We start from the raw sequence: 24,830 nt of genomic DNA on the forward strand, positions 1-24,830 counted from the left end.
GCGGCACCTCGACCCAGCCCGGCTCCCAGGTGAGGTCGTCCACGGAGTACCACGGCAGGCCCGTCGCCCGGCTAATCCCTGCGCAGCGGCCGACTTGCCCGAACCCGTGACGCCGTACACCACGATCCGCCGGGCGGCGCCGTCAGTCATGGCGCACGACCTTAGCGCAGCGGTCGCGTTCAGGGCGTGGCGAGCAGTTCGTTGAGCGTTGCCGGGGTGAGGTTGCGCTGCCTGATCAGCTCGGTGATCTGGTCGAACAGGCCGAGGATCGCGGGGTGGTTGGCGTGGCCGAGCATGATGGTGCCGGGGCGCAGGTACTTGCGGGCCTGGGTCATCAGGTATGCCGGGGTGATCGGCTCGGAGTCGCCGTAGGTGCCGTTCCACAGCACGGTGTTGCGATAGCCGATCTCGTTCGCGACCCCGTCGATGTGCTCGTTGTGGAAACCGAAGGGCGGCCGGTAGTAGGGCTTGGTGCTGGTGCGGAAGGTTCTGGTGACCCAGTCCTCGTTGCGTTCGAGTTCGGCCCGGATCTGCGCGTCGGTCATCCGGCGCAGGTCGAGGTGGCTGAAGGTGTGGTTGATGATCTGCACCTGGCGTCGTTCGACGAGCGGCCTGAGCTGATCCGCGTGTGGTGCCCAGGCGTGCGCGTAGGTGCCGTTCGGGCCGAACGTCAGGTGGATTCCGGTACGCACCGCGAAGTCGACGTAGCCGGTGACGACCATGTCGTTATAGCCGTCGTCGACGGTGAGAGCGATCTTGTCGGTGCCGGGGGGACCGTGGCTGAGCACTCTGGTCGGCCCGCCTTCCGGCGCGGGTGGCACGGGGGTGTCCCAATTGTGCGGCGGGGCAGCGGCGGGTGTTTGGGGTGGTTGGTTGCCGGCGGGATTCGCGCAGCCCGCCACCACGCTCGCCAGGCCAATGGCGAGCAGGCCGAAGAACGTCCGGCGGTCGACCGGGTCGTGGATGCCGCCCATGCCGACGACAATGGCTGCTGAGCCGGCTTCGGTCAACCAGTACGGGGTAGTGCAGGCGGCCGCACGAGGCAGGCCAGGCGCGGAAGTTGCTGCCGGAGCAAGCGCGGTGCGTGGGAGAGCGCGGCCTTGGTCACCAGCGGCCCATGTCACAGGAACGGCGGCCGTATTTGGCGCGGGCTTAGCCGTGTGTGGGGCGGAATGTCGCATGGACGAGTTCGGGAACTGATCGTCGGATGCTGAGGGTGACATCGCCGTCTGGAAGGATGCCTTCTTGCTTGACCGCCGCCTCGGTGGCCTCTAGCCAGGGTGGCAGGCTTGATTCGAGAATGTCGCAGCGGGTCAGCAGTGGCGAGTAGTTGACGTTCGTGATGAAGCGGTCGTCGGCAACCTCGACTGCTACTTCCTGCCAGGCAGCCGGCCTGGGTTCGCTCGCGCTAATCGTGATCCCCCGGGCAAGCTGGTCCAGCATGCGACTAGTGATATCGGCAATCTGTTGTTGTGCGTGGGTGGTTGTGAAGACGAATGTGTTCGCAATTTGCGGCCCGGCTGCAAGGTAATCACCGAGATCATCTGCTTCGCTGGCCTGTGCGAGATCGACATCCCGGATCCATTCGGAACGCCGGATACACAGCCGCCGGGCATCCGCAGACGGCGCTTCCTCGTCGTCCTCAGCGCTGACGGGTTCGGTGCGGTAGACCCCTGCGAAGCGCATGGCGGTACCGTAGTCGATCAGTGTGGTTAGCCACGGCGCGAAAACGAAGCTCTCGCCGCCAAACGACGCGCTGAAGAACTCCACCGAGGACAGTTTGGCGAGCGCGACTCGCTTCAGCGTGGCGGGTGTGGGTCGCAGCGGAGCCGGATCGCGGACCCGGAACCCGGGGTATCCCTTCGGGACATTGTTGGCTTCGCTGCTCACCACGATCCTCCCTTGGTATTCATGCTACCCATCGTAATCCAACACGTTTCCGACGTACTGACCTGAGCGCGGATCCGCGCCCTTGCGGACCGCGAAGATGTTGCCCCCCGGTCCACATGGAGATCGAACCAACTCATCGGGCCGGGCAGGTCCGCCTTGACGTCATGCGGATCGATCCCCTGGCGCTTCAACCATTTCTCGTCCCGCTTCTTGGGAACTCCCTCCGGTTCAGGCGTCGACATGGCCTTGTTGTGCACCAGGATCGACAAGCCCGAGACGTGGTAGGTGTGCAGCTCAGCAATCTCAAGGTTGTAGACGGCGAACGTGCCTTGTCTTGCCGAGACGGCCTCGACCTTGCGCTCCATGCCATCGGCATCGAGCAGAACATCCCCGACAGTGAGGTCGCCTGCCTGCGTCCAGCCCATTCCACAGACCCAGAACGGGTGCTCCGGAGAACACGCGATCGCCTCGTCGGCGATGGTGAGATCGACAAGTCGGGTGACGTCGTGGCGTACCCATTCCTGAACGGAGCACCAGCGTCGTTCTCCAGTGCGCGGATCGACCGAGTACACCAGTTCGCCCACGGCCACGTTCTGGATCGGGGTGTTCCCTTGCTCGGTGAGTAACGCGGTTCCTTCGACAAAGCACCCCTTACGGCCGGTTGGGGTTTTCCGCAGGACGCCGAGGATTTTCTTACCTGTTCCCACACCTCCGGCAAGGCTCAGCAGCGCGTCGGGGAGAACGTGGCCTACCGCCCGGGCGGGGTTGGTGTGGAACTGTTCCCAGTTGACGACGCTCTTGGCGAACTCAACCGGTTGGGCAAAGGCTTGCACAACGTTGGCCGGGATGTCATCGAGATGGGAGAAAATCTCACCGAGATCGCCTACCCATTCTCCCACACCCGCGCCGAATTCCCACAAAGTAGAGCTTACTTGGCCCCAAAACCGAGGCCTGTTGGGAGCCCCCTGCGCGATCGCGTCGATGGCCGCGGCTGTCCGATCGCCGGCTGCTACCAGTTGCATTCGCGCGCGGTGCAGCATGTCCTGTGCGAGGGCACGCTTTTCCGCACCGGCATCAAAGAACGGCACCGCCGCCGGTACCGCGCCGGGTAGACCCGTCGCGGCGCGCTGGCGTTCGCGAGCGACCGCATCGGCGTGCTCGGCTTTGGCCCTTGCTGTCGCCGCTTGAGCTTCGTTCCACAATGCAATCGATTCGGCGGCCTGACCTTGCGCCCATTCCAGCATTTCAGCGAACGGAGTCACCGCATCAGCGGTGTCGGAGAAGGCATCACCGGCTTTGATCCACTCGATCGGATGTCCGTCGAAAGCCTCGTGGAAGGCGTCAGCCGCTTCGCCTTTCCACTGCCCTGTGTCAAGTTTCTTCAGCGCCTCACCGGCTGTCGTAAGATTTTCCGCGAATCGGTAGCACAGGGCGATCTCGCCGAACAACGCCTCGGGGTTGCCTGGGACCAGGGCCCTCGGGTCACCCGTGGCCCCTAGCTCGGCCATGCCAGTCACCGCCGCTTCATGAACTCTTCAACGCTGATGTGTTCGGCTTCGGCATAGGTTTCCGCCGACTCAGCAAGGGATTCGCTCAGACCGGTCGCGTCCCGAACCAGCACCGACAGGCCGTATGACCACCCTTCCGCGAACCCCCGTACTGCACCTGCTAACCGATCGTGCCCGTACGCGGCACTGTCGGAACCGAGGTCGTCCACGCCCTGGAGACCGTGATCCGACATGTCATCGATCACCGCGTTGAGCCCCTTAGCGGCATCGATCAACGCCTGCATCGTGACCTCGACCTGCTCGCGATCACTCATGCCGTTTCCTTCGCGTCCGGACCGTCGCGGCAGCGGGTGCGAGGATATCTGCCCTCAACGCCAGCGCGTAGCCCTCCCCAGGGTCGAATACCAGCCCTACCCCGCCAGGAGTCAACTCAAGAAAGTCTGCACCGGGCATGCCGATGTAGTCACACTCACCGACCGCGTTGGCCAGTCGCTGCGGCGAGCTGAATACACATGCCCACCGCCCGCGCATTCCCAAATCTGCAACGAAAAGCCGCGGCGCATCAGCAGGAGTCTTCGTGTAGAAGTAGCCACGGTCGAACCACTCAGCCACATCACTAAGCCTCGCCTGACCACCACGCAAACGAGACGCGGCCGACACAATTCGCGACTCTTCAGCCATGTCCACGTGATCTCACCTCCGGCCAGCGGCACCGAACCGAGATCACGCCGATCCGCGGCCAGGTGAGTAATTTCTCGATCCCAGCGCGGACGGGGGTCCGCCACGGCGGTAGTGAGGGCATCATGTCCAAAGCGTCGCAGGTGGTCAATGCCGCTAACTCGCTTCGTCGGCATCGCCTCGATGTCTCGTTCGCACCCCCCGGATGCTTGTGTCAAGGTGTGCAAGTCGACGGGAAACCGTCCGTCATACGGCTCCGTATCGTCTCGGCTCCAGTGCACGTCACATCCTAGGCAGGCCACCTGACCCGTTGGGCAGGACCCGAACACATCACCCAGATGGCCCTCTCCGAGCGCTCCCGCCGACGATTTCAATGGGAATCAACCCGGCGATTTCCATTGAAATCGCGCGTTGTCCAGCGCCGCCGGGCCCGACCCCATAGGTTCAACGGGTCCGGTGGTGACGGTGGCTAGTCTCGTTCGGCCCCGTCTGGCCAGATGACGGTGACCGGCACAGCACGGTCGCGGGCGGCGTTGACGACATCGGCCGTGCCGCCGTAGCCCCGAGCCGGCTTACCGTCCCACACCGCTACAAGCTTGTCCGCCATCTCGACCATCTTCACGCTGGCCACCATGTGCGACTCCGACGTGGAATCCGGAAAATCGAGCCGAACGACATCCGAGGCCCGGCCAAGCAGATCGTCGTACTCGGCATGGTGCTCTTCGGGCAGCTTGTCGCGGTAGTTGACGGCCGGAACGATGACCACCAGCGAACCACCCTGATCCAGAACTGCTCGCGCAAAAAGCGCATCCGCACCGTCGGCGATACAGCTCAACCCGACCAGGGAACCTTCGTACTGCCCCAGCTCCGTACGGAGTGCGGCCTGCACCAGCTCCACCGTCCGCTGCGCCAGCCCCCGATGTCCTGTCACCGCAAGTCGCATTACCACCGCTCCTTGGTATAGAGACCGATCAACATATGGTCCAGAAATTCGGCATCACGGCACGCTGCCGACATCCGAGAACGCAAGTCACGTACGGCAGTTACAGCAACCTACGTCACCCTGCGACTCCGACAAACTCCGAGAGCTCCCGCAGGTCATGCTTGATCGACCGGCGTTCCCGGCGGAGCATGCCGCTCAGCATCGTGTGCACGCGACCAGTAAAGATCAACTGCTCCGGTGCCGCCATCCGCGCCTCGGTCAGCGCGTCCAGCGCCTCTCTGTACCTCCGACGTAGGTAGTATGCCCACGCCACCGTGATCAGATGTGACACCCTGCGCTCTGCCAGCTCGGGCGGAAGTTGATCCAGCGGCACCGCGTCGGCGAGGTCAATCGCTTGGGACGGGTCACCCAATTCGAGTGCAAGCCAAACCCTGTGAATGCTGACGTTGGTCGGCCCGAACGCGAACCAGAAATCATTGCGGTCGCTGCCGAGGCGTTCGGCGGTCCGTTCGACTTCGCTCAGATAGTCGCGTACTGCCGAATGGTCATTAACGCTCGCTGCCCCTACTGCGCCCTTCAACATCAAAGAGCCGTAGACGCTGAGGTGTTCGGGCGTGGCATTCCGGTCATCCCTGCGCAGCGCATCGGCAGCTGCTGTCGGCACATCCGTAGATTCTGTGAGCCGGCCCGAGTGGCGGAGGACAACGGCGAGACGCCACGCGCCACCGGCGATCAGCAGCGGGTCCTCTGTCATCTCCGCTGCCGCCATAGACCGCTCAGCGGCGACCCACGGCAACCGTGGTTCACCCAGCCGGTCAAGCATCCCGCTCGTAACCCGGTAAACCAGCGCCTCAAGCGTCTTTGCCCGCCGTTTCTCCGCATCAGTTACCGCCTGCCGCGAGGCGTGGTAGCTATCCGCGATCATGCCCGGCACGAGCGGGGCCATGCGAGACCACTGCTCGGTCTGGGAACACACGAAAGACAACTCGACCTGACGCTCCAGATGTCCCAGATTGACCGGGCCAGGGTCGGTAATACCAACCAAACCGGCGATCCCGTCATAGCGGAGCATCGCTGTTTCGATATCCGGTACGACATCAGGGGCCGTTCCAATCGTGCCCGACTGCTGCGTCTGTCGTGGGGTTGTGTGGAACGGCCCCGGTAGGAGACGCTGGGGCACGATCCGAAGCGCTTTCGCGACCTCCAGGATCGTAGACAACCGATCGATATCACGTGCCCCACGCTCGATCTGTGAAAGCCATTCCTCGGAGCGGCCAACGAGACCGGACAGAACAGCTTGGCTGTAGCCGCGCCGACGCCGGTAGTACGCCACTCGCTGACCCACTGTCGCCTCATCGTGCAACCGCATGGTGATCAGGGTACGGAAATCCGATCGTGTGCCCCAGCAAATGCGTCCCGGACTTCATCGCCAACGCCAGCGGTCTGATGGCATGCGAAGGCGAACTCCGCAGTGACGACGGCGGTCTTATCGCGCGTTGTCCACCGCCGCCGGACCCGACCCCATATGTTCAACGGGTCCGGTGGTGACGGTGGCTAGTCTCGTTCGGCCCCGTCTGGCCAGATGACGGTGACCGGCACAGCACGGTCGCGGGCGGCGTTGACGACATCGGCCGTGCCGCCGTAGCCCCGAGCCGGCTTACCGTCCCACACCGCTACAAGCTTGTCCGCCATCTCGACCATCTTCACGCTGGCCACCATGTGCGACTCCGACGTGGAATCCGGAAAATCGAGCCGAACGACATCCGAGGCCCGGCCAAGCAGATCGTCGTACTCGGCATGGTGCTCTTCGGGCAGCTTGTCGCGGTAGTTGACGGCCGGAACGATGACCACCAGCGAACCACCCTGATCCAGAACTGCTCGCGCAAAAAGCGCATCCGCACCGTCGGCGATACAGCTCAACCCGACCAGGGAACCTTCGTACTGCCCCAGCTCCGTACGGAGTGCGGCCTGCACCAGCTCCACCGTCCGCTGCGCCAGCCCCCGATGTCCTGTCACCGCAAGTCGCATTACCACCGCTCCTTGGTATAGAGACCGATCAACATATGGTCCAGAAATTCGGCATCACGGCACGCTGCCGACATCCGAGAACGCAAGTCACGTACGGCAGTTACAGCAACCTACGTCACCCTGCGACTCCGACAAACTCCGAGAGCTCCCGCAGGTCATGCTTGATCGACCGGCGTTCCCGGCGGAGCATGCCGCTCAGCATCGTGTGCACGCGACCAGTAAAGATCAACTGCTCCGGTGCCGCCATCCGCGCCTCGGTCAGCGCGTCCAGCGCCTCTCTGTACCTCCGACGTAGGTAGTATGCCCACGCCACCGTGATCAGATGTGACACCCTGCGCTCTGCCAGCTCGGGCGGAAGTTGATCCAGCGGCACCGCGTCGGCGAGGTCAATCGCTTGGGACGGGTCACCCAATTCGAGTGCAAGCCAAACCCTGTGAATGCTGACGTTGGTCGGCCCGAACGCGAACCAGAAATCATTGCGGTCGCTGCCGAGGCGTTCGGCGGTCCGTTCGACTTCGCTCAGATAGTCGCGTACTGCCGAATGGTCATTAACGCTCGCTGCCCCTACTGCGCCCTTCAACATCAAAGAGCCGTAGACGCTGAGGTGTTCGGGCGTGGCATTCCGGTCATCCCTGCGCAGCGCATCGGCAGCTGCTGTCGGCACATCCGTAGATTCTGTGAGCCGGCCCGAGTGGCGGAGGACAACGGCGAGACGCCACGCGCCACCGGCGATCAGCAGCGGGTCCTCTGTCATCTCCGCTGCCGCCATAGACCGCTCAGCGGCGACCCACGGCAACCGTGGTTCACCCAGCCGGTCAAGCATCCCGCTCGTAACCCGGTAAACCAGCGCCTCAAGCGTCTTTGCCCGCCGTTTCTCCGCATCAGTTACCGCCTGCCGCGAGGCGTGGTAGCTATCCGCGATCATGCCCGGCACGAGCGGGGCCATGCGAGACCACTGCTCGGTCTGGGAACACACGAAAGACAACTCGACCTGACGCTCCAGATGTCCCAGATTGACCGGGCCAGGGTCGGTAATACCAACCAAACCGGCGATCCCGTCATAGCGGAGCATCGCTGTTTCGATATCCGGTACGACATCAGGGGCCGTTCCAATCGTGCCCGACTGCTGCGTCTGTCGTGGGGTTGTGTGGAACGGCCCCGGTAGGAGACGCTGGGGCACGATCCGAAGCGCTTTCGCGACCTCCAGGATCGTAGACAACCGATCGATATCACGTGCCCCACGCTCGATCTGTGAAAGCCATTCCTCGGAGCGGCCAACGAGACCGGACAGAACAGCTTGGCTGTAGCCGCGCCGACGCCGGTAGTACGCCACTCGCTGACCCACTGTCGCCTCATCGTGCAACCGCATGGTGATCAGGGTACGGAAATCCGATCGTGTGCCCCAGCAAATGCGTCCCGGACTTCATCGCCAACGCCAGCGGTCTGATGGCATGCGAAGGCGAACTCCGCAGTGACGACGGCGGTCTTATCGCGCGTTGTCCACCGCCGCCGGACCCGACCCCATATGTTCAACGGGTCCGGTGGTGACGGTGGCTAGTCTCGTTCGGCCCCGTCTGGCCAGATGACGGTGACCGGCACAGCACGGTCGCGGGCGGCGTTGACGACATCGGCCGTGCCGCCGTAGCCCCGAGCCGGCTTACCGTCCCACACCGCTACAAGCTTGTCCGCCATCTCGACCATCTTCACGCTGGCCACCATGTGCGACTCCGACGTGGAATCCGGAAAATCGAGCCGAACGACATCCGAGGCCCGGCCAAGCAGATCGTCGTACTCGGCATGGTGCTCTTCGGGCAGCTTGTCGCGGTAGTTGACGGCCGGAACGATGACCACCAGCGAACCACCCTGATCCAGAACTGCTCGCGCAAAAAGCGCATCCGCACCGTCGGCGATACAGCTCAACCCGACCAGGGAACCTTCGTACTGCCCCAGCTCCGTACGGAGTGCGGCCTGCACCAGCTCCACCGTCCGCTGCGCCAGCCCCCGATGTCCTGTCACCGCAAGTCGCATTACCACCGCTCCTTGGTATAGAGACCGATCAACATATGGTCCAGAAGTTCGGCATCACGGCACGCCGTAGACATCCGGGAACGCAGATCACGCACGCGCTCCACGATTCTTTCGGAACCGTACTGCTGGCCGGCCTGAAGTGCCTCTACCGCGAGTCGGCATGCCTCTTCCTCCTGCCTCATCGTTACCAGGAGGTTCGCATACTCGACCTTCGCGAGCGAGCGGGGTTTCGGTGCCGTGATAGCGGGAATCGCAGTCGCATACGCTGTGCACGAACCTGAGTAGTCGCCCAATGCGGCGAGCGCGCTCGACTGGTAGCGAGCTGCCTTTGCCGACGTGAACGCAAACATCCACGGCCACTGAGCGTCGCTTGTCTGGCGATCGGCGTTGCGCTGCGCCGTCCTGAGCGCGTCCAAGGTCTGCGCTCGATCACCTATCGCCCCGTAGGCGACCGCGCGCAGGCACGCCAGCCAAGCGCGAGCTGCGGCCGGAGTCCGACTGTCCTGATACTGTGCAGCGCGATCGAGAAAGTACAAGCCACGGCGGGGATCGCCCGTCTCCACGGCGTAGTGCCCGAGACTGGCTGTCATGTAGGAGACGAGCAACGGGATTCGAGACGATTCCGCGTAGTGAATGCTCTCCTTGTAGCGAGCGCGAGCGGTCGCCGAGTCGCCTCTATCGGCCGCAAGCCAGGCAGCAAGGCCGGCAACTTCACTCAAGATCGCGAAGCCCTTACTGCTGCGCAGCTTGTCTTGCACGATCTGCTTGGCAAGTTGCAGATGCCCTTCGGCTGCTGGGGCAAGGTATTGCGACGACACGCTTGATTCCATGCGCCGGTAGTACTGGGTCGGACCAGACACAGCCGAAACGAGATCGTCCTGGCTACCCACCAGACCGGTAGCGCCTGTTATCGCGACACCGGCACCCACGCCAAGAGTGCTTCGTAAAAACGTCTTGCGGTCCACGTTCTCAGTGGTACACCCGCGACCCGGTTTTCTAAACCCAGATCAGCGTCGGTTGCGATGTCAAGCACTGCTCGCAGCGCTGCCCGATAGTGCGCCGCCGGCCAGGTGATCACGCCGCGCTCCCACTTCCCGATGTGGTTGGCGTCGATTGCGGTGATCTTCTCGGTCGAGCGGTAGACCTGCGCATTCAACGCTTCGGCCAGCTCTTGGCGAGTTAACGGGTGCCCCGGGGAGGCTAGCGACTCGATACTTTCACGAGCGGCACGCAGCGCGTCGTTCGGCTCGGACACGTCGACTCCTTGGGACCGGGTGTTGCTGAGTGTAATGGGTCGACAACGGACCGTAGGAATCGACTCTCGCCAAACTCTCCCCGTGCACTCCCCGCAACTCTCCCTCTTTCCAGCCGCTCGCCGCGAGCACGCTTTTGCTCATGTTCTCGATCAGCGGGGGATGAGGGTGGCATGTCGATGATCCAGCGCACCGCCAGTTGCGACTTGACGGGCACGCGCGCAGCGGCGCAAGACGAGCTGCCGGGAGGCTTGTACGGGATGCAGATGACGCTGTCTCCTGAGCCGCCCGAACGGCTCGAAGCACGCAGGCATGAGTTCTGCGTGGATTGCGCGAGTCGCTTCCTGACCCGTCCATTCGATGAATGGGAATCGGTGGAATCGAGGACTATCGCCCCGGAAACGCAAACGCAGGCCCGTCGGAAGAACCAGCGCAGAAAGGGAAATAGGCCCGCGAGACGGGGCTGTGGGGAGGCCTGTGTGGGTCGGCTGGCCCCGCCATAGGCCCCGGAGGCGGGTGCAGGGATGAACTCCGGCACGAAAGAGGTTTACCCGCGCTGGCTTCCCGGCCCCAGCCTGCGTGACACGGAAACCCACCTGGTCGCCCAGCAGAGGAACTCCTACGGTGCATGCGGCGGTCTGGTGATGTGGGCCGAACCCGGCCATCCCACCACCATGCGTCCCCGATGCCCCGACTGCCTCGCCAAAGCCAAAGAGAACATCCCCAACCCTGGGCGCCGCTGAAACTGCCTCCACGAGAACGGTGGGGCGGCCGGTTATCGGCCATTGCGCGCCTCGAACTGCGGTGCCCAGCACACCGGTTCAAGGGCGATCACGTTGTAGCGCAAGGAGCTTCACCATTCTCAATCCAGATCAGTGGCGAAGTCGTGGCGTGTACTGGCTTGCCTACGTCGGCATCAGCAGCGACGAAACAGGTTCCTCGCGTGCCGAGCGGCTCGACCGTGAACCGGAGCGAGTTCTGCGCACGCCGGTGGAGGCCGTCAGCTGGATCGCGCATATGACCGCCAAGCACGCACACTGCACGACCGTGCTTCTGCTCGGACCACGCGACGGCACCGGTCACGTCGGCGACGACAGGCACATTGCGCACGATGCGATCAATAACCTCGATGCCCTGCGCCAGGGCGACAGTGTCTACCAGGACTTCGCGCGCGAGAACGACCGCATGCACCTATGGGTTGAAGCGGTTACTACAAATGGCGGCTCGGAGGTGCATCACGACAAGGAAAACCGAAAAGCCCGCCCGGACTGGGATTCATGGTAACCTCGCCGCGCGGACGTAGTACCTCTACACCCCAGCTATCGCGGACAACGGCAGTGGGACGGTCGGGTTTTCCACCGACGCAACTTGCGACGACCGGCTCCTGTGCGAACCGCAGCGTTCGGAGCAGCTGACGGCCACAGGGAAGCGTCCGGACGTCCCACCCGCATTTGCCGCAGGGTCCGGGCAACGAGGTCGCGCGAACGATCAGCCATCGATAGCGTTCTCTGGCGCCGCTGGGGCCCAAGGCGAATCCTCCCGAATCGTTCTTGCCCGGCAGTTGCCGCCGAGACAACCCGAATGCAGCCAACATAAGGTGACTACCAGCGAATGAATGAGCTAGTGCAGGCGATCACGGACACCGCTGCCGCCGAGGACTTCGCGACCATGCAGGTTCCCGACACGTATCGTGGCGCGGTCCTGCTCGCCGACGAGGTCGACATGTTCGAAGGGCTCGCCTCCGCGGACAAAGACCCGGCCAAGTCGATACACCTCGCGGAAGTTCCGACTCCCGAACCCGGGCCGGGCGAGGTTCTGGTCGCCGTCATGGCGAGTGCGGTGAACTACAACACCGTATGGAGCGCCATCTTCGAGCCGATTCCGACGTTCGCGTTCCTCAAGCGCTACGGTCGCTCGGGAGACGAGGGAAAGCGGCATGATCTGCCCTACCACGTGGTCGGCTCCGACCTTTCCGGTGTCGTCCTGCGGACCGGCGCCGGAGTGAACCGCTGGCGGCCAGGCGACAAGGTGGTCGCGCACTGCCTGTCCACCGACCTGGGATCGCCGGACGGCCACGACGACTCGATGCTCGATCCCCAGCAGCGAATCTGGGGGTATGAAACCAATTTCGGCGGTTTGGCCGAACTGTCGTTGGTGCGGGCGAACCAGCTCATGCCCAAGCCCCCGCACCTCACCTGGGAAGAGGCCGCCTGCTCCGGACTCGTGAACTCCACCGCGTACCGCCAATTGGTCTCCCGCAATGGCGCCCGAATGAAGCAAGGCGACAACGTCCTCATCTGGGGTGCGGCCGGCGGCTTGGGGTCCTACGCCGTCCAGCTGGTCCGCAACGGAGGAGGCATTCCGGTATGCGTTGTCTCCAGCCAGGAACGGGTTGAGCTCGTTCGCTCAATGGGTACCGACCTGGTGATCGATCGCGACGCCGAGGGGTACCGGTTCTGGAAGGACGAAGCCACACCGGACCCCTCGGAATGGAAGCGATTCGGCACGCACATCCGCGAGCTGACCGGCGGTGAAGACGTCGACATCGTCCTGGAACACCCTGGTAGGCAAACGTTCGGCGCGAGCGTGTACGTGACCCGCCGCGGCGGCACCGTCGTCACCTGCGCCTCGACCTCCGGATATCAGCACCTGTACGACAATCGATACCTGTGGATGTCGCTGAAGCGGATCATCGGCAGCCACTTCGCCAACTATCGCGAGGCTTGGGAAGCCAACCGCTTGATCTGCAAGGGCATGATTCACCCGACGCTCTCCAAGGTGTACCGGTTACCCGAGGCCGGCGTGGCGGCGGCCGGTGTGCACCGCAACTGCCACAGTGGAAAGGTCGGCGTGCTCTGCCTAGCCCCCAAAACGGGACTCGGCGTGGACGATCAGGAGCTCCGGGAACGCAGCGCGACGAAAATCAACAGGTTCCGCCAGGCCGACGACCCAACCGAAATGACTGGCCTGGAATGACAGGCGATGGCGGTGTCCGGCACTGCGGGACACCGCCATCGAGCGAGCCGAAGGACGACCGCTGGAAGTTCCTACCCGTCCGCCTTGCCGACCGGCGATCGCTCGTCGTCGTCAACGGCATCGAGCCTGCGGTGGCGTGTTTCCGGCAGCAGGAAGATGAACAGGATCGCGGCGGCCGCCTCCAGCGCCATGACGTAGTAGGCCAACGCCATGTTGTGCTTGGCCGCGAGAGTCGCGGTGGCGATCAGCGGAGTCGCACCACCGAACAATTGGTTGGCCAGCTGGTAGGGCACTCCGACGCCGGACGCGCGGACCCTGGTCGGGAACAGTTCGCAGAACAACGCGGCGGAGCTGCCGTGGGACAGCGCGAGCAGCAGGTTCCCGACCAGCGCCACGAGGAGGTAGCGCGTGGGCGTGACTTCCTGCATCAGCACGAACATCGGGTACGCGACCAGCGCGAGGCCCACCGCGCCTGCGATGACCAGCGGTCTCCTGCCGACCCGGTCGGAGAGCATGCCGGCCAGCGGCACCAGGATCACGAAAATCAACAGCGCTACGGCATTGAGGCCAAGCCCGAGGGCCAGCGGGAAGCCTGCCACCAGATGCGCGTAGGTCGGCAGGAACACCTGCCACACGAAGAAGGAAGCCGCGTTGAACTGCTGCACGGCGACCAGCAGCAAACCCCGCTTGTGACCGCGCATGGTGCTGCGCAGCGGGGTCTTGTCGAGTTCTTCCTGGCGATCGAGCTTTTCGAACAGCGGGCTCTCCGGCACGTTTCGTCGCAAATAGACACCGTAGAGGCACAGGCAGGCGGCGAACACGAACGGCAGCCGCCAACCCCACGCCTCCAGCGCATCGCGCGGGAAGACGGCCGTCACCACGCTCGCGGTGAACGTCGCGATGAGAACGCCGACGACCGCGGCCGCGGACTGGAAGGCCCCCATCGTGGCCCGCCGGTGCGGTGGGGCGTGTTCCACCACGAATGCGGCGGCCGCCTGGTATTCGCCGGAGTTGGACACGTTCTGCGCCGCGCGGGCGATGATCAGCAGAATCGGAGCGAAGATGCCGATCGTCTGGTAGTTCGGGATGATCGCCACCAGCAACACGCCGCCGCCCATGATGAGCAGCGTGAGCGAGAGCATCTGACGGCGCCCCAGCCGGTCGGCGAGCGGGGAGAGCAGCACGGAGGAGATCGGACGCACCACGAAGCCGACGCCGACCACGACGGCATAGGTGTAGAGCAGCGAGATCGCCGGGTTGCCGGTCGGGAAGAACTGTCCGGAAAAGACCGGCGCGAGAAGCGAATGCAGGGTGGCGTCGAAGAACTCGATGCAGTTGCCGATCATTCCAGCCGCGAGGGCTTTTCTCGATGCTTTCACCGCAGGCCACCAGTCGGCCGACCGTGCACAGACATTGCGAAGTAAGGCATCCTAGTCCTCCCCCATCCGACGCCGAACTCTGGTCTTGTGATGGATCCGGTTGGTCATCCCTGGGCCGAATGCGGCTCTCGTCCTGGCAGCCAGCGCTCAAGGTACCGCGCGCGCCGACAGGCGTGGATTGGACTTTCGTTCACAACACCGAGGGCAGCGCCACCCGCGGCGGCCGCGGCACTGTCCACGACGGCCAGTGCCTACGGACGAGTTTTGGGAAAGCACTACCGCGGGCGGGTCGGTCTCACTACATTGGCCTGACTTGAACGTGTTCAACATCGGGATCCGATCGCACGGACTTTGGGGGCATCATGACAAGCGAAGTGACGCAGGTAGATCTCGTCCCGGAACCGATGTTCGGGACCACGCTCTTAGGAGCCACCGCCGCGGAGGTGGCGTCGGTTGGCGACGTGCACGGAGTCTGGCGGTCTACGTGGCAGTACGTCAGCGGCAGCGGTGTCGCGCAAGGAAAGCCCTTCCTGAGCGAGGCGCACAGTGGCACCGGGGTAAGGATGACCGTGGGCGCCGACTCGGTCGAAATCGATTTCCGCGACGCCAAGAAAGAAGTGCACGCCCTGGTCGGGCAACGGGTCAACTCCTGGATTCAGTTTCGCGGGAGTATTCGGTGCAATGCCACCGTGACGGGTGCGATCACCGGCGCCATCACGATGGACACGGCCACCGCGACCGGCGACGCCACCGCCGAGAACGTCTTCCTCGGCCCAAGAAAGCCGGTGGGCTGGGGCTTGGCGGAATCTCTGCGGCTGGGCGGCCCAGACGGCAACGTCATGGGCTTGATCCCGGTCAAGGCGACCTTCATCTGCGCCGGCTCGGCGCTGGTCGTCTACGGCGAGGGCGGGGGCACGAACCAGGACGGACAGGGCGGGCACTGGCAGATCCGGTCCACCGTGGTCTACGAACGGGCCGGTCAGTCTCGCAGGTGACGGCCGGTCAGCTTGACGAACACGTCCTCCAGGGTGGCCTGCCTCGTGGTGAGGTCGACGACCCGGAACCCGGCGGTCGAGGCACGGGCGAACAGTGCCTCGACCATCGGGTGTAGTTCGGAACCGGCCAGCCGGAAACGGTCGGCGTCGAGGCGTTCGGCGCAGCGCACACCGGGCAGTTCGGCGATGTCGGCCACGCCCTCGACGCGGAACTCGACCAGGCTCGTGCTGTCCAGCCGCGCGATCAGTTCGCCGGGTGCGCCGACGGCGATCACCCGTCCGTGGTCGACCACCGCGACGCGGTCGCACACCCGTTCCGCCTCGTCGATGTGGTGGGTGCTGAGCAGCACCGTCCGGCCCTCGGTGCGCAACTTGCCCAGCACGTCCCAGATTCGCCGCCGCGCCTGCGGGTCCAGACCCGCCGTGGGCTCGTCCAGCAGCACCAGCTCCGGATCCCCCACCAGCGCGCATCCCACCGCGACGCGCTGTTTCTGCCCGCCGGACAGATTCAGGAACAAGGTGTCCCGCTTGTCGGCCAAGCCCAACTGCTCGATCAGCGAGCTCACCGTCGGGCCGTCGCGGTAGAACGAGCGGAACAGCGCCAGGAGTTCCCGCACCGTCAGGTGATCCGGCAGGTGCGTTTCCTGCAACGCGATGCCAACTCGCGTTCGCAGTTCCTTGTCCGCGCGCCAATTGCCGCCCAGCACCTCGATATCGCCGGCACCGGGATCCAGCAGGCCGGCGACGATCTCCATCGTGGTAGTTTTGCCGGCGCCGTTCGGACCGAGAAGCCCGAAGCACTCCCCTTGCCGCACGTCCAGGTCGAGGCCGTCCAACGCGGTCACAGCCCCGTAGCGCTTCACCAGTTTCCGGCAACGTAGTGCCCAGGCCGACATCGTTGAGGAACCTATCACGCGCATGACCCAACTCTGGCAACTGATCCTGGCCCGGCTGCGCACCTACTACCGCGAGCCGGGCAGCGTGTTCTGGACCTTCGCCTCTCCGGTGCTGCTCGCCCTCGTGCTCGGCGTCGCGTTCCGGGGCGTTCCCGCCGGCGGCGGTCGCGACGAGGAGTACGTGCATTTCCTCATCCCCGGTCTGATCGGCATGGGGCTGATGTCCAGCGGCTTGTGGGGTGTCGGCTACTCCATCGCGGACATGCGCATCCGCAAGCTGGTGAAGCGGATGGTCGCCACTCCGATGAGCAGGGCGTACTTCCTGTTCAGCTTCGTGGTGGTGCGGGTCGTCGTGATCCTGCCGGAGCTGCCGATCCTGCTGGTGTTCGGCGCTCTCGTGTTCGGGGCGCCCGTGCGCGGATCGCTCGTTCTCCTGGTGGTGGTCGTGGTACTGGGAGCACTTGTCTTCGCCGGGCTCGGCCTGCTCGTCGCCGCGCGAACCCCGAACCTGCAGACGGCGAGCGGCCTGCTGAGCGCCGCGACCCTGCCCATGTACGTCGGCTCCGGGATTTTCTTCCCGGTGTCGCGCTTCCCCGACGCGCTGCAACCTGTCGTCAAAGCGCTGCCGCTCACCACGGCCAATGACACGATCCGCGCCGTCATGCTCGACGGCGCGGGACTGGTCGCGGTATCCGGCAACCTGCTGATCCTGCTGGCGTGGGCGGCCGGCAGCTTCCTCATCGCGGTCCGGATCTTTCGCTGGTCCGGCTGATCAGCCGTGCGGCTTGAGGTGGCAGCCCCGGTCCACGTGCACGGTCTCGCCGGTGCGATCCAGTGCCAGCATCGTCGAGTGATAGGCCAGCACCCGTTCGTAGTCGACGCCGACGAGCGGGCCGTGTCCCGTCGCCCGCACCTCTTCGGCGCTCCACGACCGGTAGTTGTGCGGATCGCGCAGCAGCCCTTGTGCCAGGCACCGGTCGTACATGTCGGTACCGGGCAACGGGGTCAGGACGTTCGGGTTCGGGCTGTAGGGCCGTGTGGTGCCGAGGAAATCCATCGTGGCCTCGTAGTCTTCGGTGGTCTCGCCGGGGACGCCCAGCAGGAGGTTCGCGCCGAACCGGATGCCGTGCTCGTTGCACAGCTGTGCCGCCCGGTACTGGGTCCGCACGCTGCCCGGCTTGCGCAGCACCCGCAGCATTGTTTTCGACGCGGTCTCGAACCCGAACCACACCAGGCAGTTCGCTCCTTCGAGGGCCTTCGCCACGGCCGGGGTGAAGTGCGTGGCAGTGGCGTTGAAGCTGAACTCCACGTCGGGGAAGTCCGTCTTCATCAGCTCAACGAACCGCCCGAATTCGGCGGCGGCGGGCGCGATCGAGTCGACGAGGATCACATAGTTCGTGCCGTAGTTCTCGACGAAGTACCGCAGCTCGCGCTCCACCGAGTCGAACGGCCTCGCCCTGGCGCGCTTCGGCGCGAACCAGTCGTTCTGGATGGTGCAGTAGAGGCAGGTGAACGGGCAGCCCCTGCCCAGCTCCAAGTAGATCGAGCGAAAATCCCGGCTGGCCGGGAAGTCCTGCGGGGACAGCGTGTGCAGCGAGCTGACATCGACGGCGTCCTCCCCCGGCCGGGCGTATTCCCGCAGCGTTTCCGGGCGCATTCCGGTCAGGCTCTTGGCTTTGGCCACCGACACCGCCGTCGGCGGCCGGTAGACCTCCGCGTAGGCGTCGAAGCCGGTCAGCGGCGAATAATCCCCGAGGTCGAAAGGCTCGCCGTCGAGAACCTGCTGGGCCGGCCTGCCGCCGCGAGCCAGTTCGTCCACGAGCGCGATCAGGGTTCGCTCCCCCTCACCGCGCACGACGTAGTCGAAAAGCCCGCTGTCGAGGAGTTCCTGCGGTCGCACGGTGGGATGCGCCCCGCCGCCCACCGTGATCCGCTCCGCCGCCCGGCACAGCTCGGCGACGTGGAACGCCTCGTCACGCGAGTGCGACATGAAGCTGATCGCCACCAGGTCTCCGCTGGTCGATGCCAGCACGTCGGCCAGCCCCTCATCGATCAACCGGGTATCCAGCAGCTCGACCTCGTGGCCGGCCCGCAGCAGGCAGGTCGCCAGCAACGGCGTGGTCAGCGGAGCGGTCCACACCGGGAAGCCGACCCGTTCGGCCTCCGCGACGAACACCAACGTCACCTTCACGATTCCCCCTGGGCGGGTGGTGCGAATTGATCAGTAGACGCCCTCGATGACCTTCTCGCCGTCGAACGTGTCGACCGGCGCGGGCGCCGACACCGAGTCGCCCACCTGTCCCGGCAATCCGGCGACGCGGATGGCGGTGTCTCGCTCAAGGTTGTTCGGCAGGAACATTCCCTTGCTGACGTGGTTCATGACGACCTGACCGCGCTGGCCGTGGCCGACCGGTTCGCCCGTGGCGGGCTCGACGACCTGGAAGGTCACGACCGGGCTGCGGGGGTCGTAGATGATGTCGTCGTCCTGACTCAGGCCGGGCCGCTCACCGGCACTTTCGAGGATCATCAGGCTGCCGTACCGGCTGAGCATCCGCACGTCGGGGAAGAACTCGTGCTGGAGCTCGAAACGCTCGTCCACGGTCAGGTGCGCGCCACCCCAGAAGATCAGCTCGACCTTGGAGTTGATCAGCTCGGTCAGGCGGGGTCGCCGGGTGCAGGCCCGCAGCATCGGCGGCGTGGTGACCAGCAGACCCACCCGCTGCGTGCTCATGATGTGCTCGGCCTGGTCGAGCAGGTGCTCCACGTATGCCTCGACCTCGTCGGTCAGGCCGCGGCTGACCAGTTTCTTGACCCAGCGCGGGTCCATGTCGACGCAGAACTTGATGGTGTTCTGCCGCTCGACGATGTAGTCGTACATGCAGCCGATCTTGTGCGGACCCGTCGGCGTGAAGACCAGGATGTTGCCGGGCTCGCGCCCGGCGAACTGGGGCCCGCGCACCATCCGGTCGACCGCGGCCTCGATCCAGTCCGGCATCAGGATCGCCCGCTTCGGTGCTCCGGTGGTGCCGCCGCTCTCGAACACCCTGGGGGCGGGGGCCTTCGGTCCGTAGCCGCGCGGAATCAGGTCCTCCACCGGCACGGTGCGCAGCTCGTCGACGACGTTGGGAAACATCCGCAGGTCGGCGAACGTGTGCACGTCGCGCATCGGATCGAAATCCAGGCGCTTGGCCCGGCGCAGCCAGAATGGCGATCCCGTCCGCTCGTCGAAATGCCAGCGCAGCGCGGCGCGCAGGTACTCGTCGGGATCGGCCGGGTCGATCGCGGGGTCCAGCAGCTCCCAGCGCTGCTTTTCGACTGCCATGCTCATTCGGCGCCTCCTCCGGCTTCCTCGCCTGACTGGTCGGTGCGGCCGATCGGGTTCTCGATGGCCGCAAGGACTTCGTCGGTGTGCTCGCCCAAGCTCGGACCGGCCCACCGGATGCGTCCGGGTGTCGCGGAGAGCCGAAAGGGCACGTTCGGCATGCACACGGTGTCCAACTCGTCGTCGGCCACCCGGACCGCGACCTCGCGCGCCTGGAAATGCGGATCGCTCAGCACATCGTCGACCTCGTAGATGGGCGCGACGGCGGCCTCCACCTTTTCGAAGGCGGCGACGACCGCGGGGCGATCGCGGATGGCGATCCAGCGGGCGACCGCATCGTCGATCATGGCCCGGTGCGCCACCCGGCCGGCGCCGGTGGAGAACCATGGCTCATCGACGAGTTCCGGTCTTCCGACCAGCCGGATGACGCGCTCGGCCACCGACTGCGCCGGCGCGGACACCGCCACCCAGCGACCGTCCGCGCAGCGGTACACGTTGCGCGGAGCGTTGTTGTTGGAAAGGTTGCCCACCCGCTCCGGCTTCAGCCCGAGCTTGTCGTAGGCGGTCAGCTGCGCGCCGAGGGCCCCGATGATGGACTCGGTGATCGCGACGTCGGCGATCTGCCCCTTGCCCAGCCGGTGGCGCGCGTGCAGCGCGACCAGCGTCGCGCAGGCGGCTTGCACGCCCGCGAAAGCGTCGGCCAGGGGGAAGGCCGGCAGCATCGGGGGGCCTCCCGGTTCGCCGGACATCGCGGCGAGGCCGCTCATGGCTTCGGCCAGCGTGCCGAAGCCCGGCCTGCCCGCGTAGGGCCCGTCCTGGCCGAAGCCGGTCACCCTCGTGACGACCAGCGCCGGGTTGAGCCGCTGAAGCACCTCCGGCCCGATGCCCCACCGCTCCAAGGTGCCCGGCCGGAAATTCTCGATGACGACGTCCGCATCGGCGGCCATCCGGAGGAAGCTGTCGCGTCCCTGCGGTTGCTTGAGGTCGAGCACGACGCTCTTCTTGTTGCGGTTGACCACCTTCCACATTAGCGGCACGGTGTCGCGCGCCGGGCCGTAGCGGCGCAGCGGATCGCCTTTCGGGTGCTCGACCTTGACCACGTCGGCACCGAAGTCGGCCAGCAACTGCGCGGCGAACGGCCCGGCGAACAGCGTCGCGATGTCGATGACCTTGATGTCGGCCAGCGGCGGCGTTGGGGCGCCGTCGAATGTTTCGTCCACCAAGGCGCTCACACCACTGTGCGGCGGTCGGCCGGGCGCGGCAGACCCAGTCTGGCCCGCAAGGTCTGCCCCGGCTCCGGTGACCGGCTGACGTTGCGACGTAGGTCGGCGGCTAGCCGGAGCATCGCGTCCTCGGATGCCTCGATCGGCCCGCGCGGCGGCAGCAGTGCGAAGCCGTCGACGGCGCCTGCCTCGACGAGATCGGACAGGTGGTCCGGCCGGTCCTCATCCCGGACCCGCCATTCGAGCAGGATCAGCACGTCTTCCGGGGCGCGATCGGCGCCGGACGCGGAGGCTCGCACCCCTTGCCGGATCTCCGCCACGTCCCGGGCACTGTCGGTCGGCACGATGAGAACATCGGCGAGGCGGCCGGCGAGTGTCTGGCTGGTTGGGCCGGTCAGCCGGTGCACCAAGACCGGATGTCCTTGCGGCGGACGGGCGATGTTCAGCGGCCCGGCCACGTCGAAGTACTCCCCTTCGTGGTCGAGTGCGTGCAGCCGTTCCGGGACGAAGTAGGAACCCGACGCGCGATCACGGTCGAACGCGTCGTCGTCGAAGCTGTCCCAGAGGCCGGTGACCACCCGGATGAACTCCGCCGCGCGGGCCGACCGTTGAGCGGGATCCGTGGCCGGACCGCGACGATAGTTGGCCACCTCGTTGTCGTCACTGGCCGAACGCACCTCCCAGCCCGCGCGTCCGCCGCTGAGGTGGTCGACGGTGGCCACCGCTCGTGCCACGTGATAGGGCGCCAGCTGCTCGGTCGCGATCGCCGTCACGAGCCCGATGCCTTCGCTCGCCACCGCCAGCGCGGCGGCGATGGTGCCTGCCTCGTACATCGTGCTCCCGGCCGGGTCCCCCATCGACTGCCGGTCGTCGATCAGCAGTGCATCCATGCCGACCTGGTGGGCGGCGCGGGCGCGCTCGCGAGTGCGCAGAAAGGCCGTTCGTCCGGTCGCGCCGTCGTCCTGCGCCGTGCTCAACGGTGCGAAAAGCACCATGCCGCGCCCCGTCATATCGCACTCACCAAGGGCGTCTCCCGCGGTTGGGTCAGGCCAAGGTTCTCCCGCAACGTCCCGTCCGAGTAAGAGGTGCGCACCAACCCTCGGCGGCGCAACTCGGGAATGACCCGATCGACGAAGGACTCCAACGATCCCGGTAGATAGGGGAAGTCGACGATGAAACCGTCGGCGGCCCCCTGCTTGAACATCGTTTCCATGTGGTCGGCGAGCTGGCGCGGCGTGCCCGCGACGATGTCTCCCGTCTGCCGCAAGGAAAGCTGGCGCAGGGTCAGATTCTCCCGTCTGGCCAGCGAGATCCAACGCTCGGCCGTGCTGTGCGAGTGATTGGCGACCGGCAGGTCCGGGACCGGGCCGTCCAGCGGATACCCGGTCAGGTCGACGTCGCCCAACTGATCCTGCAAGGCGCGCAACGCGACGATGTCGGGCATGAGCTCTTGCAGTTCGCGCAGTCGGTCCCGCGCCTGCGCTTCGGTGTCCGCGACGATCGGTTGCAGGCCGGGCCAGATCTGGACGCGGTCCGGACTTCTTCGGTGCCGCGCCGCGCGGCTCTTGAGGTCGGCGTAGAAGTCCTGGGCATCGGACAGCCTCGTATGGCGGGTGAAGATCACCTCGGCGTGGCGCGCGGCGAAGTCCCGGCCCACCGGCGACGCGCCCGCCTGGAAAATGACCGGACGACCCTGCGGTGTGGGCGGCACGTTCAGCGGGCCTCGGACGCTGAAGAACTCTCCCTCGTGCTCGATCGGCGACAGTTCGCGCCACAGCCGGTCGGCTACCGACAGGAACTCCTCCGCGCGCGTGTATCGCCGATCGTGTTCCATGTGCTCGGGGAAACCGAAGTTCCGCGACTCCCACGGCGCGGCGGAAGTGACGACGTTCCAGCCCGCCCGGCCGCCGCTGATGTGGTCCAGGGAGGCGAACTTGCGAGCGATGTCATAAGGCTCGTTGTACGTGGTGGTCGCCGTCGCCGCGAGCCCGATGTGCTCGGTCGTCGCGGCGTAGGCCGCCAGCAGGCCGAGCGGCTCGAAATGCTCGTTGCGGGCGGTCCGGCTCAGATGCTCCACGTCCGTACCCCACAGGGCCACCACATCGGGCACGAAAATGCAGTCGAACACGCCATGTTCGAGGATTTCGGCGTTGCGGCGGTGGAAGGCGAAGTCGAGTTGGGCGTCGGCTCGGGTCAACGGGTGCCGCCATGCGGCGACGTGGCCCCCCGGGCCGTCGACGATGGCCCCGAGCCTGAGCACCTTCTGCTGCACCATTTCGTCCCGCACTCCCCGAAATCAGTCCGACAGCGACGGCAGTTCCGAGACCGTGGCCACTGCCGGCCCACGCCGCGATCCCGGTGTGAAGCGGGCGGGCATCTTCACGAAGCCGTTGATCTGCCCGAGCGTCGAGTACCGTTCGGCGCCCTCGACGATGCGGTAGTCGGGCAGCCGGTGCAGTACCTCGCCGACCATCACCTCGAAGTCCATCCGCGCGATGTGCCGCCCGATGCACCGGTGCAAGCCGACGCCGAACGCGGTCTGCCGTCCCGCATCGCGGTCCAGGTCGATCCGCGCCGGCCGCGGGAAGACCTTCGCGTCGAGATTGCCAGCCGCCCACGAGAGCAGGACGCGGTCACCCTGCTTCACCGGGACACCGCCGATCGTGGTGTCCCGCATGACGGTCCGGCCCGCTCCCATCACCGGCGTGAAGTAGCGCAGGAATTCGTCGCAAGTGTCCGCAATGGACTCCGGCGCGTCGATCAAGTGCCGGCGCGCGGCGCGATCGCGGTCGAGGTAGTCGAAGGTGTTGGCGAGCAACGCGGTGGTCGTGTCGACCCCACCGGGGATGACCGCGTTGCAGACCGCCGCGATGTCCTCGTCGGAAATCGTCGCGCCGCCGATCTCAACCTGGGTGAGGAAGCTGATGAGGTCGTCGCCCGGATCGGCGCGCCGCTTCGGGATCAGCTCCCGGACTGTCTCGATCAGCCGCGCGAATCCCGCCTCGGCGCGGTCGAATTCCGGCGTCCCGGGGTGCGTGTAGACGAGCGCGTGCACGACGTCGGCGTAGAGCCGCCAGTCGTCCAGCGGCAGCCCGACGATGTCGAGCGTGATCAGCGCGGGCACCGGGTTGGACAGGTCCAAGACGAGGTCCATCGCGCCGCTTTCGATGCACTGATCGACGCACCACGTCGCGAACTGGGCGATGCGCGGCCGCAGTTTCCGGGCCGCTGCCGGCGAGAAGAATACGTTCAGCGCTTTGCGCCACTCCAGGTACTCCGGCGGATCGATCTCCAGCGGAATCCCGCGGAAGGAGGAGGGCGGTACCACGGTGCCCTGCGGTCTGCCCGGCTTGTTGGGCAGTTCATGCTCGGAGGAGAACAGTTGTGGTTGATGCGCGACCTCGGAAATCTGGTCGAATCCGGTGACCAGCCAGAAGCCGCCGTGGCGGCGGCTGTAGGCGACCGGACAGCGGGAGTTCATCCCGATGTTCGCGGCCACCGGATCGCGGGCGTAGTCCGCCGAGTGGTGGTCAAAGTCGACTTCCGGCACGTCATCGGACATTCTCATCCTCGGGTCCCGCGGGCAACGGCACTGAGCCTCACACCGTTCCTACCCACGAGGCGCCGGAGGGTAAATTGGACCTTCGTACACCCGAACGTCGTACCAACAGTCAATTTGCGCGCCACCGGCACGGCCGGATCGACAATCGA

General features: G+C 65.6%; 24 protein-coding genes. 4 read left to right on the forward strand and 20 right to left on the reverse strand.

Features of this window, described 5'->3' with window-relative positions:
- Positions 1–179: 179 nt before the first annotated feature.
- From BJ970_RS30510 to BJ970_RS30565, 12 genes are all read right to left on the reverse strand, one after another.
- Positions 180–1,010: a polysaccharide deacetylase family protein gene (locus BJ970_RS30510; protein ID WP_246471904.1), complete on the reverse strand. Its 831-nt coding sequence runs from the start codon at positions 1,008–1,010 to the stop codon at positions 180–182.
- A gap of 142 nt (positions 1,011–1,152) precedes the next feature.
- Positions 1,153–1,890: a hypothetical protein gene (locus BJ970_RS30515; RefSeq protein WP_184730639.1), complete on the reverse strand. Its 738-nt coding sequence runs from the start codon at positions 1,888–1,890 to the stop codon at positions 1,153–1,155.
- Positions 1,887–3,398 carry a putative T7SS-secreted protein gene (locus tag BJ970_RS30520; protein ID WP_184730641.1) on the reverse strand — a complete coding sequence of 504 codons (1,512 nt, stop codon included), beginning with the start codon at positions 3,396–3,398 and terminating at the stop codon, positions 1,887–1,889. The genes BJ970_RS30515 and BJ970_RS30520 overlap by 4 nt, the downstream gene beginning before the upstream one ends.
- A gap of 5 nt (positions 3,399–3,403) precedes the next feature.
- Positions 3,404–3,712: a hypothetical protein gene (locus BJ970_RS30525; protein ID WP_184730644.1), complete on the reverse strand. Its 309-nt coding sequence runs from the start codon at positions 3,710–3,712 to the stop codon at positions 3,404–3,406.
- Positions 3,705–4,079, reverse strand: a complete 375-nt coding sequence (locus BJ970_RS30530; protein WP_246472052.1) for an SseB family protein — start codon at positions 4,077–4,079, stop codon at positions 3,705–3,707. Before BJ970_RS30530 ends, BJ970_RS30525 begins: the two co-directional genes overlap by 8 nt.
- Positions 4,080–4,545: 466 nt before the next feature.
- Positions 4,546–5,019 carry a hypothetical protein gene (locus tag BJ970_RS30535; RefSeq protein WP_184730648.1) on the reverse strand — a complete coding sequence of 158 codons (474 nt, stop codon included), beginning with the start codon at positions 5,017–5,019 and terminating at the stop codon, positions 4,546–4,548.
- A 115-nt stretch (positions 5,020–5,134) separates the two neighbouring features.
- Positions 5,135–6,388: a helix-turn-helix domain-containing protein gene (locus BJ970_RS30540; RefSeq protein WP_184730651.1), complete on the reverse strand. Its 1,254-nt coding sequence runs from the start codon at positions 6,386–6,388 to the stop codon at positions 5,135–5,137.
- A 185-nt stretch (positions 6,389–6,573) separates the two neighbouring features.
- Positions 6,574–7,047: a hypothetical protein gene (locus tag BJ970_RS30545; RefSeq protein ID WP_184730648.1), complete on the reverse strand. Its 474-nt coding sequence runs from the start codon at positions 7,045–7,047 to the stop codon at positions 6,574–6,576.
- Positions 7,048–7,162: 115 nt separating this feature from the next.
- On the reverse strand, positions 7,163–8,416 hold the full coding sequence (locus BJ970_RS30550; protein ID WP_184730651.1) for a helix-turn-helix domain-containing protein: 1,254 nt from the start codon (positions 8,414–8,416) through the stop codon (positions 7,163–7,165).
- Between the two features lie 185 nt (positions 8,417–8,601).
- Positions 8,602–9,075 carry a hypothetical protein gene (locus BJ970_RS30555; RefSeq protein ID WP_184730648.1) on the reverse strand — a complete coding sequence of 158 codons (474 nt, stop codon included), beginning with the start codon at positions 9,073–9,075 and terminating at the stop codon, positions 8,602–8,604.
- Positions 9,075–10,040, reverse strand: a complete 966-nt coding sequence (locus BJ970_RS30560) for an NsdA family TPR-like regulatory protein (protein ID WP_184730652.1) — start codon at positions 10,038–10,040, stop codon at positions 9,075–9,077. The genes BJ970_RS30555 and BJ970_RS30560 overlap by 1 nt, the downstream gene beginning before the upstream one ends.
- Positions 9,983–10,330: a helix-turn-helix domain-containing protein gene (locus BJ970_RS30565; RefSeq protein WP_184730654.1), complete on the reverse strand. Its 348-nt coding sequence runs from the start codon at positions 10,328–10,330 to the stop codon at positions 9,983–9,985. The genes BJ970_RS30560 and BJ970_RS30565 overlap by 58 nt, the downstream gene beginning before the upstream one ends.
- An 889-nt stretch (positions 10,331–11,219) precedes the next feature.
- On the opposite strand from BJ970_RS30565, the gene BJ970_RS30570 reads away from it, so the two are divergent.
- Both BJ970_RS30570 and ccrA read left to right on the forward strand, forming a co-directional pair.
- A complete protein-coding gene (locus tag BJ970_RS30570) occupies positions 11,220–11,612 on the forward strand; it encodes a hypothetical protein (RefSeq protein ID WP_184730656.1) in 393 nt (130 codons plus the stop codon).
- A 384-nt stretch (positions 11,613–11,996) separates the two neighbouring features.
- The gene (gene ccrA, locus BJ970_RS30575; protein WP_376775183.1) at positions 11,997–13,304 is read left to right on the forward strand and encodes a crotonyl-CoA carboxylase/reductase; all 1,308 of its coding nucleotides are present in this window, start codon (positions 11,997–11,999) and stop codon (positions 13,302–13,304) included.
- A 71-nt stretch (positions 13,305–13,375) separates the two neighbouring features.
- Here the strand turns inward: ccrA and BJ970_RS30580 are convergent, their stop codons facing one another.
- Positions 13,376–14,683, reverse strand: a complete 1,308-nt coding sequence (locus BJ970_RS30580; RefSeq protein WP_184730660.1) for an MFS transporter — start codon at positions 14,681–14,683, stop codon at positions 13,376–13,378.
- Between the two features lie 362 nt (positions 14,684–15,045).
- Here BJ970_RS30580 and BJ970_RS30585 point away from each other — a divergent pair, with 362 nt between their 5' ends.
- Complete coding sequence (locus tag BJ970_RS30585; RefSeq protein ID WP_184730662.1) at positions 15,046–15,678, forward strand: hypothetical protein; 633 nt, start codon at positions 15,046–15,048, stop codon at positions 15,676–15,678.
- Here the strand turns inward: BJ970_RS30585 and BJ970_RS30590 are convergent.
- Positions 15,663–16,574, reverse strand: coding sequence for an ABC transporter ATP-binding protein (locus BJ970_RS30590; protein ID WP_184730664.1), 912 nt, complete (start codon positions 16,572–16,574; stop codon positions 15,663–15,665). The two genes, BJ970_RS30585 and BJ970_RS30590, sit on opposite strands and share 16 nt — an antisense overlap.
- Before the next feature lie 22 nt (positions 16,575–16,596).
- Between BJ970_RS30590 and BJ970_RS30595 the strand changes: the two genes are divergently transcribed.
- Entirely contained in the window at positions 16,597–17,346 is a 750-nt protein-coding gene (locus BJ970_RS30595) for an ABC transporter permease (protein ID WP_184730666.1), read from the forward strand.
- Here the strand turns inward: BJ970_RS30595 and BJ970_RS30600 are convergent, their stop codons facing one another.
- The 6 genes from BJ970_RS30600 to BJ970_RS30625 are packed head-to-tail and all read right to left on the reverse strand — an operon-like array spanning position 17,347 to position 24,681.
- The gene (locus BJ970_RS30600) at positions 17,347–18,765 is read right to left on the reverse strand and encodes a B12-binding domain-containing radical SAM protein (protein WP_184730668.1); all 1,419 of its coding nucleotides are present in this window, start codon (positions 18,763–18,765) and stop codon (positions 17,347–17,349) included.
- A gap of 30 nt (positions 18,766–18,795) precedes the next feature.
- Positions 18,796–19,902 carry an acyl-CoA synthetase family protein gene (locus BJ970_RS30605; protein WP_246471905.1) on the reverse strand — a complete coding sequence of 369 codons (1,107 nt, stop codon included), beginning with the start codon at positions 19,900–19,902 and terminating at the stop codon, positions 18,796–18,798.
- On the reverse strand, positions 19,899–21,116 hold the full coding sequence (locus BJ970_RS30610; RefSeq protein ID WP_312864555.1) for a CaiB/BaiF CoA transferase family protein: 1,218 nt from the start codon (positions 21,114–21,116) through the stop codon (positions 19,899–19,901). The genes BJ970_RS30605 and BJ970_RS30610 overlap by 4 nt, the downstream gene beginning before the upstream one ends.
- A gap of 8 nt (positions 21,117–21,124) precedes the next feature.
- Positions 21,125–22,114, reverse strand: coding sequence for an LLM class flavin-dependent oxidoreductase (locus tag BJ970_RS30615; protein ID WP_184730672.1), 990 nt, complete (start codon positions 22,112–22,114; stop codon positions 21,125–21,127).
- 11 nt (positions 22,115–22,125) lie between these two features.
- Entirely contained in the window at positions 22,126–23,394 is a 1,269-nt protein-coding gene (locus BJ970_RS30620) for an LLM class flavin-dependent oxidoreductase (RefSeq protein ID WP_184730674.1), read from the reverse strand.
- 21 nt (positions 23,395–23,415) lie between these two features.
- On the reverse strand, positions 23,416–24,681 hold the full coding sequence (locus BJ970_RS30625; RefSeq protein WP_184730676.1) for a cytochrome P450: 1,266 nt from the start codon (positions 24,679–24,681) through the stop codon (positions 23,416–23,418).
- Positions 24,682–24,830 lie beyond the last annotated feature (149 nt).

The organism is Saccharopolyspora phatthalungensis, assembly GCF_014203395.1.
In the GTDB taxonomy this organism is placed as follows: Bacteria; Actinomycetota; Actinomycetes; order Mycobacteriales; family Pseudonocardiaceae; genus Saccharopolyspora; species Saccharopolyspora phatthalungensis.

Coding starts and splice junctions, on each gene's coding strand:
- ccrA (WP_376775183.1), top strand. CDS start 11,997: ATGCAGGTTCCCGACACGTATCGTGGCGCGGTCCTGCTCGCCGACGAG.
- BJ970_RS30535 (WP_184730648.1), bottom strand. CDS start 5,019: ATGCGACTTGCGGTGACAGGACATCGGGGGCTGGCGCAGCGGACGGTG.
- BJ970_RS30540 (WP_184730651.1), bottom strand. CDS start 6,388: ATGCGGTTGCACGATGAGGCGACAGTGGGTCAGCGAGTGGCGTACTAC.
- BJ970_RS30615 (WP_184730672.1), bottom strand. CDS start 22,114: ATGGTGCTTTTCGCACCGTTGAGCACGGCGCAGGACGACGGCGCGACC.
- BJ970_RS30525 (WP_184730644.1), bottom strand. CDS start 3,712: ATGAGTGATCGCGAGCAGGTCGAGGTCACGATGCAGGCGTTGATCGAT.
- BJ970_RS30620 (WP_184730674.1), bottom strand. CDS start 23,394: ATGGTGCAGCAGAAGGTGCTCAGGCTCGGGGCCATCGTCGACGGCCCG.
- BJ970_RS30550 (WP_184730651.1), bottom strand. CDS start 8,416: ATGCGGTTGCACGATGAGGCGACAGTGGGTCAGCGAGTGGCGTACTAC.
- BJ970_RS30590 (WP_184730664.1), bottom strand. CDS start 16,574: ATGTCGGCCTGGGCACTACGTTGCCGGAAACTGGTGAAGCGCTACGGG.
- BJ970_RS30585 (WP_184730662.1), top strand. CDS start 15,046: ATGACAAGCGAAGTGACGCAGGTAGATCTCGTCCCGGAACCGATGTTC.
- BJ970_RS30530 (WP_246472052.1), bottom strand. CDS start 4,079: ATGGCTGAAGAGTCGCGAATTGTGTCGGCCGCGTCTCGTTTGCGTGGT.
- BJ970_RS30605 (WP_246471905.1), bottom strand. CDS start 19,902: ATGAGCATGGCAGTCGAAAAGCAGCGCTGGGAGCTGCTGGACCCCGCG.
- BJ970_RS30625 (WP_184730676.1), bottom strand. CDS start 24,681: ATGTCCGATGACGTGCCGGAAGTCGACTTTGACCACCACTCGGCGGAC.
- BJ970_RS30555 (WP_184730648.1), bottom strand. CDS start 9,075: ATGCGACTTGCGGTGACAGGACATCGGGGGCTGGCGCAGCGGACGGTG.
- BJ970_RS30520 (WP_184730641.1), bottom strand. CDS start 3,398: ATGGCCGAGCTAGGGGCCACGGGTGACCCGAGGGCCCTGGTCCCAGGC.
- BJ970_RS30545 (WP_184730648.1), bottom strand. CDS start 7,047: ATGCGACTTGCGGTGACAGGACATCGGGGGCTGGCGCAGCGGACGGTG.
- BJ970_RS30595 (WP_184730666.1), top strand. CDS start 16,597: ATGACCCAACTCTGGCAACTGATCCTGGCCCGGCTGCGCACCTACTAC.